Source organism: Sedimentibacter sp. (assembly GCF_038562225.1).
In the GTDB taxonomy this organism is placed as follows: Bacteria; Bacillota; Clostridia; order Tissierellales; family Sedimentibacteraceae; genus Sedimentibacter.
This window is the reverse complement of the sequence record NZ_JBCFAS010000003.1, coordinates 225,839-239,748: the sequence shown is the minus strand read 5'-3', so window position 1 is coordinate 239,748 and position 13,910 is coordinate 225,839. Positions and strand designations below refer to the sequence as shown.

Here is a 13,910-nt window from a genome sequence, read left to right as displayed (position 1 = left end):
TTTTACTACTTTTTATATAAACTTCAATATAAATATAAAAAGAGTCTTCCTATGAGAATACCTCATAGGAAAACTCGCAGATTATTTCAATTTTGAACAAATAAGTTCTCCGAGCCTTTTTGCTCCTGTGCGGATTTTATCAGGTTCAACTCCTCCAAAGCTTATTCGCATGCAGTTTCTTCCCTTTCCTCCGCCTTCGGCGTAAAATCCTTCGCCGGCAACAAATGCGACCTTGACATCCGGATTGGAAACGGACTCAGCCAGAAGCTCTGTGGTGTCTATGATGCCCGGAAGCTCAACCCATACAAACAGACCTCCGTCCGGAGTTGTTCTCTTGGTTCCTTCAGGGAAGTACTTGTCTATGCACTCGAGCATGACATCTCTTCTTTCCCTGTAAAGGCTGCAGATCATCTCATGGTGAGCCGGGTAATATCCTCTCTTGAAGAACTCGGCGCACAGTATCTGAGGAAGCATTGCAGTATGGGAGTTAGTTGCAGACTTGGCATCAAACAGCTTGTCGGTTATCTCATCATTTGCATAAATGTATCCCAGCCTGCTGCCTGCTGAAAAAATCTTGGAGAAGCTGTTTGCCAGTATTGTGTGTCCCGTTTCGTCAAACGCCTTTATGGGAAGAAGATCGTTTCCGCTGTATCGTATGTCTCTGTAGGGATCGTCCTCAAGTATGATGGTGTCATACCTGCTGCCCAGCTCGGCGATTTTTTTCCTTCTTTCCTGCGACAGAGTTATGCCTGTAGGATTTTGGAACGTCGGAATAACGTAAACCATCTTCGGTTTGTATTTCTTGATTTTTTCCTCCAGGTCTTCCGTAACCATTCCGTCTTCGTCCATATCCACGGGAATGCATCTTGCCTGGAACATTTCGAACACTTCCACTGAATGAACAAAGCTTGGGGATTCCACAAGTATTATGTCATCCGGGTCTATGAAGAGCTGGCAGAGCAAATTAATTGCCTCCATTCCTCCGCCCGTTATCACAATGTTTTCAGCTTTTGCCTTCACACCCTTGGGCTCAAGAAGATCCTTTACTACAACCTCACGCAAATCCTTTATGCCCACAACGGGTCCATACTGAAGCGCTTCTATGCCTCTTTTATCTGTTCTAATCACTTCATTTGAAATTTCACGCACAATGTCAACGGGCAGTGCTTCCCTGGCAGGAGCCCCTCCGCCGAATGATATGAGATCCGGGTCATTCATAGCCCCAAACAGCTTTTTCACAATGCCTGCCGTCTTTTCCATGCTGTTCATTCTTTTTGCAAATTTATCCATGTAAACCTCTTCAAAATTCTTTTATAATATTCTATCACAAACACGACATCGTAGTCGATATTTTTAAAAAAACTTGCAGGCTCAGGTCTGTTATTTCTTCAGCCGGGAAAGGTCTCTGGCAATTTCAATTATCCAGTCTTCCTGTCCTCCCACAGCCTTCCTGTTTCCGCATTCTATAAGTATTTCCCTCACATCCACATGGAATCTTTCAGCTGCTCTTCTTGCATGCAGCAAAAAGCTTGAATAGCATCCCGCATATCCTAAAATCATTGTGTCGAGGTTTATGTTGGCCTTCACTCCCTTTGATTCAAGAACCGGAGCAAGGGCGTTGGTGCTGGCATCCATGGTCTTGAACAAATCCGCATTGTGTTCAATGTTCATCTTGTTCATCACGGCTACCAATACATCGGTTGCAGTGTTTCCTGCTCCTGCCCCCAGACCTGACAGGGAGCCGTCTATGTAAGTGGCTCCTGCTTCGATTGCAGCCAGTGAGTTTCCTATGGCAAGACCAAGGTTGTTGTGCGAATGGTGTCCTACTGGAATGCTGAGATTTTTCACCAGCGCAGATATTTTTTCTTTTACATTTACAGGAAGCATGGCTCCGGCGGAATCTGTGCAGTAAACAACGTCTGCTCCGTATGATTCCATTTTCTTTGCTTCCTCTACAAGCTTTTCAACGCTTGCCATGTGAGCCATCATCAGAAATCCAACCGTGAACATTCCCATTTGCTTAGCTGCCTTTATATGCTGCGCTGACACGTCTGCTTCCGTCACATGGGTGGCAACCCTAACTGCCGTTGCTCCGCATTCCTTTGCCCTTTTCAGGTCCTCAACCGTTCCTATTCCCGGTATCAAAAGCACCGCCAGCCTGGACCTTGTTATTGCTGATGCTGCTGACTTGATTATTTCAAAGTCATCGTAATCTGAAAAACCGTAGTTTATGGTTGAACCTGTCAGTCCGTCTCCATGTCCCACCTCTATTATGTCAATGCCTGCTTCGTCCAGCGCCGATACGATTTTCTTCACGTCCTGCGTGCTGAATTTGTGAGAAACAGTGTGGCTTCCGTCTCTAAGCGTTGTGTCAGTAATAAATATCTTTGCCATTACTTTGTACCTCCTGCTAGCTGCTGAGCTTTCCTCTCAGCTATGTTAACCGCTGCCGAGGTAATTATGTCAAGGTTTCCGGAATACACTGGAAGATAGTCTCCCAGCCCTTCAACCTGGATCATGGTCGTCACTGTGTTGTCCTGAATAATCGGCTCAAGCAGTATTTTGTAGCCTGGTACAAACGCGTTCAGTTCCTTGACGCAATCATCGACTGCTTTTCTTATGACATCCATGTCAGGATTCCTAACCTTTGTGTAGATGGTGTTTCTCATGAATATGGGGGGCTCTGCAGGATTAAGAACAATTATTACCTTAGCCCTGTCTGCTCCGCCTACCTGTTCAAGAGCCTTTCTGGTTGTCACAGTAAATTCGTCTATGTTTGCTCTTGTTCCCGGTCCTGCGCTCTTGCTGCTTATGGATGAAACAACTTCCGCATATTCAACGTCAGCAACCTTGTTTATGGCCGATACCACAGGTACTGTTGCCTGTCCTGCACATGTTACCATGTTCACGTTGCTTTTGTTAAGCATTTCATCCGTAAGATTCACCGTTGGCACGCAGTACGGTCCCACAGCCGCAGGGGTCATATCTATGGTGAAATAGCCTGCTTCCTTAAGTTTTAAAGCTGCTGCTTCATGAGCAGCCGCACTGGTAGAGTCGAACACTATGTCAAGCTCCGGGTGATTTTTTATCATGTAGTCAACACCGCCTGCAGATGCATCTGCTCCAAAGCTTCTGGCGATGTCAAGTCCTTCAGATTCCTTGATGTTTACTACACAGGCAGTTTCCAGATAAGGGCTCCTCTTGATTTTCATCATCAGGTCAATCCCTATGTTTCCGGGTCCTATGATTCCCACTTTTACCTTTTCCATTTTTACCTCCTGTAATGCATAATACGATATTGCTTCACAAAATGATTAAAATCGTTTTTAAATATAGTTTGATATTGCAAAACTGTGTTTTTGAATTTTCTCAAAATATTAGGGTATTATTCCTTATACCCTATTTTGATAGAAATTTCTTTTGCTGCTGATTTGATTGATGCAATTGATTTCTGTATTTTATCCTCTGACATTCTTACGGTCGGTCCCGATACGCTTATGGCATACTTAGCTTTACCGGTGCTGTCGAATATGGGAGCAGCAATGCATGTAAGTCCCACGCTGAATTCCTCCCTGTCAAATGCAATGCCCTCTTCCCTGATTCTGTCAAGAGCATCTATAAACTCCTGCCTGTCGGTTAATGTATTCGGAGTCAGTTTTTCAAGCTTCTGCGGAATCATTTCCTCCATGTAGTCCTTTTCAAGATAGGCAAGCATGGCCTTCCCCACACCGGTGCAGTATGCAGGGTTTCTGCTGCCTATGCTCGTGTATATCCTCATGGACTGGTTTGATTCTTTCTTATTGACATACACAACTTCGAAATTATCCAGCGATGCGATGTGCACCGTTTCCTGAAGTTTGCTGCTAACCTGTTCGATGATAGGCGAAGTTATTTTAATTATGTCCAATGAGCTTGATGATATTTCGCCCAGCTCAATCAGGTACAGTCCCAGGCGGTATTTCTGGGTCTTGCCGTCCTGATCCACAAAACCATGATATTTTAAAGTGCTTATTATACCATGGAGAGTGCTCTTGTTAATATCCATTTCTTCTGCAATTTCCGTCAGTTTCATTTCCCGTCTTCTGTCTGCCAGAAGCTTCAAAATCAATAAAGCCTTATCCACAGACTGAACTTTTCCAAGAATGTCCATACCGTTTCCTCTGATATCGTTTTTTTAGAACATATCATACCGCTGAAATAATGTCAAGACGTTTTTGTATTGTCAAACTAAATATATTAATGCCAAACATATCAACTTTTCCCTTTCCTTCTTCCCAATTTTTCATTGAGCACCTTGTAAAGACACTTCCTGAAATTTTCGTCCTGCTCCTTTGTTCTCTTTGAAGGTCCCTTTGTCTTTCCGCCCTGCTTTCTGATTCTTTCACTTATATATCTTGACTGAAGGAGGCTGTCTATGTTGTTTTTATTGATAAAAAAGCCTGCTGTATGGATTACTGCGGATGATTTTCCCAGAACCAGGCTGGCCAGACCGTAATCCTGTGTTACAAGTATATCTTCATCCCTGAAAATCTGAACTATCTTGTAGTCTACGGAATCCCTTCCCTGCTCAACCACAATAATCTGAAAGTCACTGGATATATAATGATCAATGTCTACAACTGTTATCAATTCAATGCCATATTCCCTGGCAGCCTGCTCGCAGATTTCTCTTACACGCTGAGGACATGCATCTCCGTCAATTATGATCCTCATAAGATAACTCCTTTTTTATTTATAATTATGCCAGATTTACTGCTTTTGTTAAACATAAAAATAATTGTACGCAAATATTTCTGAAGGACAGTTCATTAAATTATTACCATAAATTCCCTTTTACAATATACAACAAAATAGCTTGTTTCATTATGATAAAATAAGTTAACCAAAATATCTTATGGGAGGATTTTATGCGTAGAAGAAAAATAGTATTCATATTACTGGTGGCAATGATTACCGCATTGTTTCCCGTAAACGTTTTTGCTGAAGCACAGTCAGCTGACTCAGTATATCTTAATGGGAACATCTATACCGTTGACAGCAGGTTTTCAACGGCAGACGCTCTGGCTGTAAAGGGCCAGTATATCATCGGCGTCGGTACAAATGAAGAAATGAAAAGCTTCATAGGAACATCTACCCAGGTAATCGACCTTGAAGGCAAAACCGTCATCCCCGGTCTCATAGAAGGCCACATGCATTACCCCGGAGAAGGACAGAAGTTAATTCAGCTTGACGTGTTTTGGAAACCGAAAGATGTAATTTTGGCTGCTGTTAAGTCCGAAGCAGACAGGCTGCCTGACGGCGAGTGGATAACAGGCAGAGGCTGGAACCAGGAAGTTTGGGATGTGGCAGAGTTTCCCACAAAAGAGGATCTTGATAAGGTTGCTCCAAACAATCCGGTAGCCCTGGTAAGGACGTGCGGACATGCCACATGGGTAAATTCAATGGCTCTTGACTTAGCCGGGGTGACAAAGGATACACCGGATCCGCAGGGCGGAGAAATATACAAAGACGAGAACAAGGAACCTACGGGAATCCTTACGGATACTGCGGCAACCCTAGTAAGAAGCAAAATTCCGGCTTTGAATGAAAAAAGACAAAAAGAAGCCCTGTTGCTGGCTCAGGATGAATTGTTCTCATACGGTCTCACATCTTCCATGGACGCCGGTTCAGGTCTTGAAGATATAAGGTACATGAAGGACCTGTATGAAACAGGTCAGCTTAAAATAAGACTCTATGTGATGGTTGATTCAGGCGCCAGTGCCGAGGAATATTACAAGATAGGACCTGAAATAGGATTGTACGATAACAGGCTGACCATGAACTGCATAAAATTCTACGCTGACGGATCGCTGGGAGCCAGAAGTGCATGGATGCTTGAAGAATATTCAGATCGTCCTGGCCATCTGGGAAACGGAAGAAATACTGATGAAGAGTTTTACGGACTTGTCAAAGGAGCACGGGAAAACGGGTTCCAGGTTGCTACTCACGCAATAGGCGATGCTGCAGTAAGACAGGTCATAAACACCTATGAGAAAGTTCTGAATGAGATGCCTCTTTCAGATCACCGCTACAGAATTGAGCATTTTCAGGTTGCAGCTCTTGAAGACATTCAACGCATAGCCGATATAGGAATAATTCCTGCTATGCAGTCCGTACATGCAACATCCGACAAGAACATGGCGGAAGACCGTGTAGGTTCGGAAAGAATCAAGGGAGCCTACGCATGGCGAAAGGTTCTTAACACAGGAAACATCATTGTCAACGGTTCTGATGCATCTGTTGAACTTGTCAATCCGTACCACGGATTGTATGCTGCAGTTACCAGATCAGGAAGGGACGGCGAACCGGTTGGCGGATGGTATCCTGAAGAAAACATGACCCGGGAGGAAGCACTCCGTTCCTTTACGATCTGGGCGGCTTACGGACAGTTTGAGGAAGAAATAAAGGGCTCCCTGGAAAATGGAAAGCTTGCCGACTTTGTGATTCTCGACAGAGATTACATGAAGTGCCCTGCATCCGACATAAAGGACATATTGCCGCTGGCTACAATAGTAGGTGGCCAGACAGTGTATGAAAGAGACAACTCAGCTGTGACAGTAATGTGGCAGGGAATGCCTCTAACATTTGACAGTGCGCCTGTGATTGAAAACGGAACAACGTATGTTCCGGCTAAAAACCTTCTTGACCAGATGGAGCTTAAATATGCCATTGATGAAGACGGAAAAGTTCTGGTTGACATAAACGGACGCAATACAGAGTTCATGACAAAGGATTTCAACGGTTCGTACATACCGCTTCGGGCTGTTGCGCAGTCTTTAGGTCTTACTGTAAGCTGGTATCAGGACAGCATGTCCGTATCAGTAGGAAAATAAAAGCTGAGGGGATATTGCATTAGTTATTGCTATCGTCATTCTGAGGGCTTTAGCCCGAAGAATCTCATCATTTCAACATATGAGATCCTTCGCTAACGCTCAGGATGACAGGGATATATTTAATGCAACAGCCCCTCCTTCTTTCTTTAACTTAGTTTTTGTTTTCAAACATTCCGTAAACCAAAGGCTTCTTGCCTTCAACCATCACTCTTCCCCTTGCTATGACCGTATGTACGTCAAGATTTTCATCAAGCAGACAAATGTCAGCATCCATGCCTTTTTCTATTTTACCTTTTGTCCTGAGCTTCAGTATTTTGGCAGGATTCGATGTAACTGCCCTCAGAGCGGTTTCAAGAGGAATGTCTTCATTGAACACGCATTCCTTTAATGCTTTTATGAGGCAGGAGGATTTTCCTATTCCGATTCCAACATACTCCTTCTGCTTGTTGAATATAGGCATGCTTCCCTGTCCGTCCGATGACAGTGTGAAGTTGTCCTGATTGACTCCTTCCTGCAGCAGCCTCTTTAATCCCTTGCTGAACCTTACTTCTCCTTCAGTCTCTTCCCAGAAATCCGGATCGTCGCTGCCCGTAAAATCTATGAAGCCGCCTGTTTTGGCATAGCTCACGCATTCCTCAAAAAGCTCCGGATTGCGGTTCACATGGGTCGGCAGGAACTGCTGAACGGGAATTTCCGTTTCCGCCAATGCCCTTTTAATCAGGTCTATTTTCCTTTTCCCATCGCCCAGATGGATATTGATTATTCCAGATTTTCCTGAAAGCATTCCTCCCACTCTGGCATCCGACACAGCCCTTACAAATTCTTCAAAGGTTGGCTGGGAAGACCTGTGATCAGAAACTGCTATCTCTCCGATTCCGATTATCTTATCCACCACCATTATGTCCTTCATGATTTCGCCTGTTATGGTTCTGGCCGGCAGCCTGTAGGAGCCTGTATATATGAACGATGTGATTCCTTCTTCTTCAAGTCCCCTTGCCTTTGCCAGCAAAGACACCATGTCCCTGGCAACACCGTCCGTACCCAGGCAGCCAACCACAGTGGTCACGCCTGCCGTGGTAAGTCCTGTAAGTGTTGCTTCGGGAGTTCTGGTGGAAAATCCCCCTTCTCCGCCTCCGCCGAGAATATGTACATGGGAATCAATGAAGCCCGGTACCAGCTTTTTGCCTCTGCCGTCAATTTCCATAACATCAGTGAATCCGTTCATCTCAACATGTATGTTGTCATCAACCGCCGCTATTTTGCCTCCCAGAATCAGCACATCCTTTGTGCCTGCATATTCCGGCTTGTATACTTCAGCATTTTTAATCAGTGTTATCATATGTTCCTCCTTTAAATTTCATTAAATTTTTTTCAGTTGGTACACATCATCCCTCACATGCTGCAGAAGCGGAAGCTCTGTTCTTATCTTCTTCACATAATCAAGGTCTATTTCCTGCAGTATGTATCCTTCTTTTTCATCGAGCCGGCATGCAACGCTGCCCCATGGTGAAGCGACAATTGAATTTCCATAGGAGTGATATGATGCTTCCATGTCCCTGGCCGGTGCAACTCCAATGGCATAAACCTGATTGTCCAGAGCCCTTGCCCTGAAGTGCAGCTCCCAGTGAGCCGGGCCAGTAGTCATGTTGAAGGCTCCCGGAACGATTATGACTTCCGCTCCATCCTTGGCCATTAGCCTTGAAAGTTCAGGAAACCTTATGTCATAGCACACGGCAATACCCATTCTGCAAAACTGTGTATCAAAAACAGTGACGTCCTTACCTGGTGTGAAGGTGTCTGACTCCTTGAAGTACTGCCCTCCCTTTACATCTATGTCAAACAGGTGCATCTTTCTGTGCCTGGCATTTTGTCTGCCTTCCCGGTCGAAAACATAGGCTGTGTTGTAAACCCTTCCTTCAAAAAGCTCCGGCATTGTGCCTGCAACCACGTAGATGCCGAATTTTTTGGCTGCGTTCTTCATCTCTGTGTAAATGAAGCCACCTTCCTCTTCAGCGAATTTTCTGAAGAAGGAGTTGTCGTAAGGGCAGCAGAACATTTCGGGAAACACCGCTATGTCGGCTCCTTCCGCTGCAACCTTTTCTATCAGGCCAACAGCGTTTTTCACATTCTTTTCCTTGTTGTCATAAACCGAAGTCTGCAGCAAAGCTGCCATAAATTTTGCCATAATAACCTCCACGAGTATTTTCTTAATTATAAGACATATTGTCTTTTTAATCAATAAAAAGAGTTTAAGCTTCCTTCCCCTCACTACACCTAAAAAAGTTGCTCCGCAACTCCGCTAGGGGGACCTACGTCCCCCTTCGGCGTAAAAACGCTTACGCATTTTTGACTCCGCCCCCCCCCTAACGGCAAGGACGTCCGACATGCACTCCTCTTTTTTTATATAATAGGAAAGTGAACTTTCCTATTATATAAAAAAAGACCCCTCTGCCATGCAAAGGGGTCCGTATTTTATTCCAATTCTGCTATAAGCTCTCCGGCGATTACACGCTGTCCTTCCTTAACGTGAATCTTAGCTACCGTTCCTGCCAGAGGAGCAATTACGTTCGTTTCCATCTTCATGGCTTCAAGCACTGCAACAGGCTGGCCTGCCTCAACCTTGTCTCCATGTTTAACCAGTATCTTGTAGACATTGCCTGGTATGTTGGCTCCTATTTCATACTGGTTGCCTGTATCTGCCATGACCTTTTCCACAGAAGCGCTCTTCAGGTTTATGGCGTTCTTGTCCTTGATGGTTACCACTCTTCTGTTTCCATTCACTTCAAATGCAAGATCCTTGGTGCCGTCGTCGTTTGTTTTGATTTCCACCAGCTTGATGCTGAGTTTCTGTCCTTCCGCTATCTTGACACCGCAGGTTTCCCCTTCTTCAAGCCCGTGGAAGAATATGTCGCTGCCCATCATCCTTAAGCTGCCTTCTTCTTTAATGGTCTTCTGGTAATCGTCAAACACCTTGGGATACAGAGCATAGCTCAATGCTTCCTCATCAGTGCCCTCAAGGCTGTATTTTTCTCTGAGCATTTTCCTGACTTCATCGAAATCTTCAGCAGGAAGAAGTTCGCCCGGTCTGCACTTGATCGGTTCTCTGCCCTTGAGAACAAGCTTGCTCAGCTCTTCAGGGAAGCCGCCTTCAGGCTGACCCATCATTCCTTCGAAGTATGATACTATTGAATCCGGGAAGTCCATATCCCTGGCCTTTTCATAGATGTTTTCAGATGTAAGGTCGTTCTGAACCATGAATATGGCCATGTCTCCAACTGCCTTGGAAGAAGGCGTAACCTTTACAATATCTCCCAGCATTTCATTGACGGTCTTAAACATTTCCTTGACTTCTTCGAACCTGTGACCCAAACCGAAGCTTTCAACCTGAGGCTTCAGATTGGAGTACTGGCCTCCCGGTATTTCATACTTGTATATTTCAGCGGTTCCTGTCTTAAGACCTGATTCAAATTTCTGGTAAACAGGCCTTACCGCTTCCCAGTAGTCAGAAATTTTCTGCATGTCATCAAGGTTGAGCATTGTGTCCCTTTCAGTGTTGTTAAGAGCAGCAATGACAGAGTTTAACGGCGGCTGGCTGGTCAGTCCTGCCATTGAGTTAAATGCTGTGTCCACTATGTCCACTCCGGCATTTGCTGCGGAATAAACTGTTACGACGCCGTTTCCGCTTGTGTCATGAGTGTGCAGATGAACAGGAATAGTCAGTTCGTTTTTCAGGGCTCTTATGAGCTTGTCAGCAGCCATTGGTTTTAACAGCGCCGACATGTCTTTGATTGCAAGTATGTGTGACCCTCTCTTCTCAAGTTTCTTTGCAAGGTCCACATAGTATTTCAGCGTGTACTTGTCTCTGTTTTCATCCAGTATGTCGCCTGTATAGCAGATTGTCGCCTCAACCATCTTGTTCTGGTTCAGCACCTCGTCAATGGCAACTTCCATGCCTTCAACCCAGTTCAGGGAGTCGAAAATTCTGTACACATCTATGCCGGCATTTGCGGATGTCTTTACGAATTCCCTTATGACATTATCCGGATAATTCTTGTAACCCACGGCATTTGCTCCTCTTAAAAGCATCTGGAACAAAATATTCGGCATTTTTGCCCTCAGCGTCTTCAGTCTTTCCCAGGGGTCTTCCTTAAGGAATCTGTAAGCCACGTCAAATGTTGCTCCTCCCCACATTTCCACGGAGAAAAGTTCGTTTGCCAGATGAGCCATAGCAGGTGCGATTTTTTCCATATCAACCGTTCTTACTCTGGTAGCCATGAGGGATTGATGAGCATCACGCATTGTAGTGTCTGTCAAGAGAAGTTTTTTCTGTCCGAGAACCCAGTTTGAAACTTCCTTAGGTCCCTTCTCGTCAAACATCTGCTTAAGTCCCGGTTTAACGTCCATTCCGCGGAACTTCGGAGCACTGGGAACGTCAAACTGCGGCTTGATTCCTTTGGTCTCGTTCACAACGATGTTTCCGATGTAGTTTAAAACCTTCAGTTCCTTGTCCTCGCCTCCCCTTACGTTTAAGAGAGATGGGTTTTCAGCTATGAAGCCTGTATCGCAGTCTCCCCTCTTGAAGGTTTCATGGTTCAGCACATTCAGCAAAAATCCTGTATTGGTCTTAACCCCGCCTATCTTGAGCTCCTTCAGCGCTCTTGCATTTTTTGCAATTGCATCGCTGAACGTTCTGGAGTGGGATATTACCTTCACAAGCAAGCTGTCATAATATGGGCTTATTTCAGCTCCCGTGAAGCCGTTTCCTCCGTCAAGCCTTATTCCGAAACCTGAGCCTGTCCTGTACATGTCGATTTTTCCGGTATCGGGTGCAAAGTTGTTTGCAGGGTCTTCAGTCGTTACTCTGCACTGTATTGCATATCCTCTTTTTTCAACTGATTCCTGTCCCTTGATGTTGATTTCTTCGGAATCAAGCCTGTAGCCCTGAGCCACCAGTATCTGCGCCTGAACAATGTCTATACCGGTTATCATTTCCGTAACAGTGTGCTCAACCTGTATTCTTGGGTTCATTTCAATGAAGTAGTGGTTACCGCTTTTGTCAACCAGAAATTCCAGGGTTCCGGCACTTCTGTAGCTAACAGCCTTTGCAAGCTTTATGGCATCGCTGCATATGGCTTGTCTCTGTTCTTCGGTTATGCTTATGGCCGGTGTGAACTCCACAACCTTCTGATGTCTTCTCTGAATGGAGCAGTCCCTTTCAAAAAGATGCACAATGTTTCCGTAATTGTCGCCAAGCACCTGCACTTCTATGTGTTTTGGTTTTTCTAAGTATTTTTCTATGAATATGTCGTCAATGCCGAATGCCTTTTTAGCTTCGCTCTGAGCGCTTCTGAATTCCCTGAGCAAATCCTCTTCGCGCCACGCTATACGCATTCCTCTTCCGCCGCCGCCTGCTGAAGCTTTCAGTATTACGGGATACCCGCAGTAGTCAGCAAATTTTCTTGCATCGTCCTCAGACTTCACAGCCTCTTCTATACCCGGAATAGTCGGAACCCCTACAGAATTTGCAACTATTTTCGACTTTATCTTGTCGCCAAGCTTTCCCATCATTATATGGTCAGGTCCTATGAACACAATTCCTTCCGCTTCACACTTACGTGCAAATTCAACATTTTCAGACAGGAATCCGTAGCCCGGATGTATGGCATCAACGCCCTTTGACTTAGCGAGACTTATAATCTCGTCAATACCAAGATAAGCGTCCACAGGTTTCTTGTTTTTTCCCACTCTGTAAGATTCATCAGCCTTTGTCCTGAACAGAGAATTCTTGTCCTCTTCGGAATATATGGCAACACTTCGTATACCCAGCTCTTCGCATGCTCTGAAAACTCTGATGGCAATCTCTCCCCGGTTTGCCACCAGCACTCTTTTAAACTTTTTCATCAAATCCTCCAATCCTGCACCGCATACGGTCATATGCAATCGTAGTTTCATAAGTCAAAGTCTAACATTACTTAATTAATTTTTCAATACTTTTATTTAATAAAATTAGATTTTATTCGTTTAAACTTTATTTTATTCTATTTAATTAATTTTACATATGTCCCAATCGTTTTCCGCCTTTAATTGTTATGCAAAAAATATAAAAAATAACCGAACTGCATTATGCAGTTTGGTTATTTTAAATTTTGCTTTTTCACAATTTTCACTATTTCCCGGGAAATTCCGACGTTTTCCGTCACTAATTGAGTGCAGGAACTCCCTTTAGGTGTTCCGTGTCGTTGTAGAAAATTTCTTTTATGTTGTTATCATCGTCAACTTCCACACATGACAGGCTGCAGTTTTTTACCACTGTTCCCATCCAATCCTTGTTGATCTGGAACTTTCTGATATAGGATTCAATGCACTTTATTGTTCCTCCATGGGCAACAATAAGCGTATTTTTATTCCTGCAGCTGTCTATCACTTCTCTGAAGGACTTTTCTACCCTTTTGTAAAATTCAAAGAGGTTTTCACCGTTGGGATATCTGTTGTTAAATGGGTCGTTTTCGATTTTTTTAAGCTCTTCACCGGATCTTACAGCAATTTCATCGTACCTCAATCCTTCGAAGTCTCCAAGATTTATTTCTCTGAAACCATCGTTACTTATAATTTCAATATTCTTATTTCCTCTGACTATCTGGGCAGTGTGGTATGCCCTCTTCAAGGGGCTGGATATGATCAGATCAAGATCGATTTCTTCTATTCTGCCGGATAAAAGCTCTGCAGCCAGTATTCCCTTCTCTGTGAGTTCTGAATTTTTGTTGCCCTGAAACCTGAGCTGCCTGTTCCATTCGGTTTCCCCATGCCGTGTAAAGTATATTCTGGTCATTGATGCTCCTTTCTGAATCTATATGAATTCATGGTAGTTTCCCAATTTAATTTTCATTCATAAATATCAATTTAACTTTATCTTTTTATATTTTATCATAGATTTAATCTCAAGTCATCAACTTTAAAAAAATGGTATCTAAATCGGTCATAATTTGATATCATATAACTGTTAAGAAAACTTTAATGCGGGTACTATAAAATAAGAAA

10 protein-coding genes are annotated in these 13,910 nt (G+C 44.0%); 1 reads left to right on the top strand and 9 read right to left on the bottom strand.

Annotated features, from left to right (window positions below):
- Positions 1–81: 81 nt before the first annotated feature.
- From AAGU76_RS12955 to AAGU76_RS12935, 5 genes are all read right to left on the bottom strand, one after another.
- On the bottom strand, positions 82–1,290 hold the full coding sequence (locus AAGU76_RS12955) for a PLP-dependent aminotransferase family protein (protein ID WP_342485928.1): 1,209 nt from the start codon (positions 1,288–1,290) through the stop codon (positions 82–84).
- 90 nt (positions 1,291–1,380) lie between these two features.
- The gene (gene dmpG, locus AAGU76_RS12950; protein ID WP_342485927.1) at positions 1,381–2,394 is read right to left on the bottom strand and encodes a 4-hydroxy-2-oxovalerate aldolase; all 1,014 of its coding nucleotides are present in this window, start codon (positions 2,392–2,394) and stop codon (positions 1,381–1,383) included.
- Entirely contained in the window at positions 2,394–3,269 is an 876-nt protein-coding gene (locus AAGU76_RS12945; RefSeq protein ID WP_342485926.1) for an acetaldehyde dehydrogenase (acetylating), read from the bottom strand. The genes dmpG and AAGU76_RS12945 overlap by 1 nt, the downstream gene beginning before the upstream one ends.
- A gap of 116 nt (positions 3,270–3,385) precedes the next feature.
- On the bottom strand, positions 3,386–4,150 hold the full coding sequence (locus tag AAGU76_RS12940) for an IclR family transcriptional regulator (RefSeq protein ID WP_342485925.1): 765 nt from the start codon (positions 4,148–4,150) through the stop codon (positions 3,386–3,388).
- 101 nt (positions 4,151–4,251) lie between these two features.
- Positions 4,252–4,713: a DUF188 domain-containing protein gene (locus AAGU76_RS12935; RefSeq protein ID WP_342485924.1), complete on the bottom strand. Its 462-nt coding sequence runs from the start codon at positions 4,711–4,713 to the stop codon at positions 4,252–4,254.
- Positions 4,714–4,907: 194 nt separating this feature from the next.
- On the opposite strand from AAGU76_RS12935, the gene AAGU76_RS12930 reads away from it, so the two are divergent.
- The gene (locus AAGU76_RS12930) at positions 4,908–6,872 is read left to right on the top strand and encodes an amidohydrolase family protein (protein ID WP_342485923.1); all 1,965 of its coding nucleotides are present in this window, start codon (positions 4,908–4,910) and stop codon (positions 6,870–6,872) included.
- Between the two features lie 151 nt (positions 6,873–7,023).
- Here the strand turns inward: AAGU76_RS12930 and iadA are convergent, their stop codons facing one another.
- The 4 genes from iadA to AAGU76_RS12910 form a co-directional block, all read right to left on the bottom strand.
- A complete protein-coding gene (gene iadA / locus AAGU76_RS12925) occupies positions 7,024–8,208 on the bottom strand; it encodes a beta-aspartyl-peptidase (RefSeq protein WP_342486305.1) in 1,185 nt (394 codons plus the stop codon).
- Positions 8,209–8,232: 24 nt separating this feature from the next.
- Entirely contained in the window at positions 8,233–9,057 is an 825-nt protein-coding gene (locus tag AAGU76_RS12920) for a carbon-nitrogen hydrolase family protein (RefSeq protein ID WP_342485922.1), read from the bottom strand.
- Between the two features lie 287 nt (positions 9,058–9,344).
- Complete coding sequence (locus AAGU76_RS12915) at positions 9,345–12,773, bottom strand: pyruvate carboxylase (protein WP_342485921.1); 3,429 nt, start codon at positions 12,771–12,773, stop codon at positions 9,345–9,347.
- A 298-nt stretch (positions 12,774–13,071) separates the two neighbouring features.
- Entirely contained in the window at positions 13,072–13,701 is a 630-nt protein-coding gene (locus AAGU76_RS12910) for a histidine phosphatase family protein (protein ID WP_342485920.1), read from the bottom strand.
- Positions 13,702–13,910: the final 209 nt, after the last annotated feature.